4 protein-coding genes are annotated in these 4619 nt (G+C 69.5%); all 4 read right to left on the bottom strand.

The genetic code is table 11. The features are described 5' to 3' along the window. Positions 1–100: 100 nt before the first annotated feature. Positions 101–1195: a redox-regulated ATPase YchF gene (ychF, locus tag ACT6Y9_RS08835; RefSeq protein ID WP_295479178.1), complete on the bottom strand. Its 1095-nt coding sequence runs from the start codon at positions 1193–1195 to the stop codon at positions 101–103. 95 nt (positions 1196–1290) lie between these two features. Beyond that, positions 1291–1845 (bottom strand): DUF523 domain-containing protein, encoded by a 555-nt coding sequence (locus tag ACT6Y9_RS08840; RefSeq protein ID WP_295479200.1) that lies wholly within the window; start codon positions 1843–1845, stop codon positions 1291–1293. After that, positions 1845–2501: an aminoacyl-tRNA hydrolase gene (gene pth / locus ACT6Y9_RS08845; RefSeq protein WP_295479181.1), complete on the bottom strand. Its 657-nt coding sequence runs from the start codon at positions 2499–2501 to the stop codon at positions 1845–1847. Before pth ends, ACT6Y9_RS08840 begins: the two co-directional genes overlap by 1 nt. A 58-nt stretch (positions 2502–2559) precedes the next feature. Beyond that, the gene (locus tag ACT6Y9_RS08850) at positions 2560–4365 is read right to left on the bottom strand and encodes a DEAD/DEAH box helicase (protein ID WP_443744268.1); all 1806 of its coding nucleotides are present in this window, start codon (positions 4363–4365) and stop codon (positions 2560–2562) included. Between the last annotated feature and the right edge of the window lie 254 nt (positions 4366–4619).

A 4619-nucleotide genomic window follows, 5' to 3' on the forward strand; every position in this document is an offset into this window, starting at 1 on the left:
ACGATGCCGGATTGCTGATGCAGTCACTGGTACTTGGCCTGCAGGGAATACAGAATACTTATGGGAATGATTATATCATTCTGAATTTTAGGGAGGTGCGTCAGACGTTGAAGAGGAAGTTCATCACGTCGCCGTCCTGGACGACGTAGTCCTTGCCTTCGGCGCGCATGCGGCCCGCCTCCTGGGCGCCCTTTTCGCCGCCGTGGGCGATGTAGTCCTCGTAGCCGATCGTCTGGGCGCGGATGAAGCCGCGCTCGAAGTCGGTGTGGATCACGCCCGCGGCCTGCGGGGCGGTGTCGCCCTTGTGGATCGTCCAGGCGCGCACTTCCTTCACGCCGGCCGTGAAGTAGGTCTGCAGGCCGAGGAGGTCGTAGGCGGCGCGGATCACGCGGTTGAGGCCGGGTTCGGTCATGCCCATGTCTTCGAGGAACATCTCCTTGTCGGCGTCGTCGAGGTCGGCGATGTCGGCTTCGGTCTTGGCGCAGACCGCGACCACCGGGGCGTTTTCCTTGGCGGCGTAGCCGCGCACGGCGTCGAGGAGCGGGTTGTTCTCAAAGCCGTGGTCCTCGACGTTGGCGACGTACATGGTCGGCTTCATCGTGAGGAGGAAGAGTTGGCGCAGGACGAGCTTCTCCTCGTCGGTGAGGGGAACGGAGCGCGCCGGGAGGCCTTCGTTGAGCGCGGGCTGGATCTTCTCGAGCGCGAGGACGAGCTTGAGCGCCTCCTTGTCACCGCCCGAGCGGGCCTGCTTGGCGTAGCGGTTGAGCGCCTTCTCGACGGCGGCGAGGTCGGCGAGCGCGAGCTCGGTGTTGATCACGCTGATGTCGTTGAGCGGATTCACTTCGCCCGCGACGTGCACGATGTTGTCGTCGTCGAAGCAACGCACAATGTGGGCGATGGCGTCGCACTCGCGGATGTTGGCGAGGAACTGGTTGCCGAGGCCTTCGCCCTTGCTCGCGCCGGCGACGAGGCCGGCGATGTCCACAAACTCGACCGCGGCCGGAACGATGCGTTCGGGCTTGACGATTTCGGCGAGCTTCTGCAGGCGCGGATCGGGCACCTCAACGATACCGACGTTCGGTTCGATCGTGCAGAAGGGATAGTTCTCCGCGGCGATGCCCGCCTTGGTGAGCGCGTTGAAGATGGTGGACTTGCCGACGTTGGGCAGGCCGACGATGCCGCATTTGAGACCCATGATGCTTGTCTACTCTTTTCTTTGTCAGGGGGGTTGATCCGCCGGGGGCGTCCTCCGCCGCGGCCGCGAAGCGGCGCGGGAGGGCGCGGGCGGCGCTATTTTAAGGGCGCCGGGGATGGGGCGCACGGCTTTGGGGCGTACTCCGGGAGCGCTTCGATGAAGGCGCGGAGCGCCTGAGGAGACTCCTCGGAGAAGACCGCGAGGCCCGAACGGGCGAGAAGCTCGGCCGTGACGCCGCGCCCCGGGACGATCCGGCCCGAGAAGCGCCCGTCGTAGACCCCGCAGGGGCTGCACGAGGGGCTTCTCGCCTTGAGGAGCGCCGCGCGGGCGCCCGCGGCGCGGGCCGCCTCGAGCGCCCGTCGGGCGCCCTCGACGTAGGGGGTGGTGCAGTCGCAACCTGTCCGGGCCGCAACCCGTCCGCGGCCCTCGAGCACGTCCCCGGCTGTGCGGCCGGGGACGATCTCGCAGGGTTCGCGCGGGGTGGGGAGTCCTCCGTCCGTCTCCGGACAGACGGGAATCCAGCGCACGCGCGCCTCGAGGTCGCCCAATGCGGCGAAGACCGCCGGCGCGGGCTTCGAGCATCCGTCCCAGCGGCACGCCTCGCCCAGGAGGCACCGGCTCACGAGGACCGGAATCCCGTCGGGGCGCATCACTTCGCCGGGCGCGAGGGCGGAAGATCGAGCTTGGCGGGCTTCGGGGGCTTCTTGGGCGACCCGTAGGAGGCGATCGCCCGGTGCGCCTTCTCCATTTCGCCCTCGGCCCAGAGGTTTACCGTGTCGAGCGCGGCCCTTTCGCACGTCTCGATCGCGGCGGCCTGCTCGGCGTTGGGCGAGGAGAGCACGAAGTCGAAGACCTGCTGCGCGAGGCCGAGCGTGCGCGGATGGCCGATGCCGAGGCGCAGGCGCCAGAAGTCGGGGGTTCCGAGCTGCGCGGTGATCGACTTGAGGCCGTTGTGGCCGGCGTTGCCGCCGCCGAGCTTGATGCGCATGCACCCGGGAAGGAGGTCCATCTCATCGTGCACGACGAGGATCTCCTTGGGAGAGATCTTGTAGTAGTTCGCGACGGCCGAGACGGATTCGCCCGAGAGGTTCATGTAGGTCGTGGGCTTGAGGAGCCAGACCTCCTCGCCCGCGATGCGCACGCGGGCGACCTCGCCCTTGAACTTCGGCTCGCTGCGGAAGACGGCGCCCGTCTTCGCGGCGAGCGCGTCGAGGAAGCGGAAGCCCGCGTTGTGGCGGGTTCGGACGTATTCCTGGCCGGGATTGCCGAGGCCGGCGATCAGGCGGATGGGAGTGGGCTGTGCCATGGACGTATCTCAGAGGATGTCGATGAAGCGGACGTGAGGGCGCGTGAGGGCGCCCGGATCAGCGGCGCGGACCGCGGCGCTCTTCGTCGTCGAAGCGCCCGTAGCGGTCTTCGCGTCGGGGACGTTCGGTGCGCGGCGCATCATCATAGCGGCCGCCGCGACGGGGGCGGTCCCTGCCGTCGGCGCGCTCGCCGCGCTCCTCGCGGCGTCCGCCGTTGTCGAGGCGCACGGTGACCGTGCGGCCCTTGAAGCGCACGCCCTGGAGCGCCTCGATCACCTGTTCGGCGATCGACTCGTCGACTTCGGCGAGGGTGAAGCGGTCGGAGATGTCGATCGCGCCGATCGCGCGCGAGCTCACGTTCGCTTCGTTGGCGATGGCGCCGACGATGTCGCCCGGGCGGATGCCCGACATGCGGCCCGCGCCGATGAAGAGGCGCGTCATGCCCGGTTCGGGCGCGCGCGGCTCACGGCGGGGACGCTCCTCGCGGGGGGCGTATTCGCGCCGGTCGCCTTCGTCGCGGCGCTCGCGGGCGGCGAAGGCGGGGATCTCCGTCGTGTCGTCGGCGCCGCCCTCGCTCTCGAAGGCGAAGCGCACGGCCGCCGCGGCGACGTCCATCGGATCGTGCTCCTCGCAGAGCGACTCGACGACGACGCGGAAGCGGTCGAGCCCCTCGCCCGAGAGGAGCTCCTCGATGGCGCCGCGCATCACCTCGAGGCGCTTCGCCTGAACGTCGGTCGCCGACGGGACGGTGCGCATCTCGATCGTCGAGCGCGTGAAGCGCTCGAGCGCGCGCAGCTGCCGGTGCTCGCGCGGCTCGATGAGCGTGATCGCCGTGCCGGTGCGGCCCGCGCGGCCGGTGCGGCCGATGCGGTGCACGTAGGTTTCAAACGAGGCGGGAATGCCGAAGTTGATCACGTGGGTGAGGTTCTCGAGGTCGATGCCGCGGGCGGCGACGTCGGTCGCGACCACGGCGTCCAACTGACCCGCGCGGGCGCGGCGCATCACGCGGTCGCGCGTGGGCTGGTCGAGGCCGCCATGAAGCGCCTCAACGCTGTAGCCGCGCACGCGTAGCGCTTCGGTGAGTTCGTCCACCTCGTTGCGGGTGCGCGCGAAGATGATCGCGAGCTCGGGGTCCTCGAGGTCGAGGATGCGCCCGAGCGCGGCGGTGCGGTAGCTGCGCGGCACGACGTAGGCGATCTGCGGCACGCGCGGCGCCTCGCCCTCGGGGGTGACTTCGCGCGCGATCGAGATGCGCTCGGGGTTGTTGAGGTGCTCGTCGGCGATGCGGGCGATCCGCGGAGGGAGCGTCGCCGAGAAGAGCGCCGTCTGCACGTGTTCGGGGAGCGCGGCGAAGATCGCGTCGAGCTCGTCGGCGAAGCCGAGGTCGAGCATCTCGTCGGCCTCGTCGAGCACCACGGCGTTGATCTCCTCGAGGTTGAGCGTGCCGCGCGAGATGTGGTCGAGCGCGCGGCCCGGCGTCGCGACGACGACGTGGGTGCCGCGCTTGAGGGCGCGGATCTGGCGGCCGTACTCCTGACCGCCGTAGATCGGCGTCACGACGAGACCGGCGTCGCGCCCGTAGCTGTGGAAGGACTCCGACACCTGCAGGCAGAGCTCGCGCGTCGGCGTGAGCACGAGGATCATCGGCGCGCCGGGTTCGGCGCCGAGCGTCCAGCGCTCGATGAGCGGCAGCGCGAAGGCGGCCGTCTTGCCCGTGCCGGTGGCGGCCTGGCCGAGGACGTCGCGGCCGGCGAGGATCGCCGGGATGGCGGCTTCCTGGATCGGGGTGGGCTCTTCAAAGCCGAGGGCGGAAAGGGAGGTGACGAGCTGTTCGGAGAGACCGAGTTCGGCGAAGGTTGCCATGGTTTTTCTAGTGTCCTTGAAGGGCGGTTTTTGAGGGGCAGCCTGGAGCCTCGCACATCAGGTCTCGAAGGTCTCGGAAGATGAGGCGGCAGCTGCGCACTGGGTCGGGAGCGCCCGATGGGCACTCCCGCGGGAGCGGCGTGCGTCGTGCACGCGGCGGCGTGTTCTGTTCGGGAGGGAGAAAAGGAATGCGCGCTTCATGCGCGCGCCGCCCTTCCCGAACGGGCGGCAAAAACGAAGGCCCGCTGCGGCGC

The organism is Sutterella sp. (assembly GCF_052272535.1).
GTDB lineage: Bacteria > Pseudomonadota > Gammaproteobacteria > Burkholderiales > Burkholderiaceae_F > Sutterella.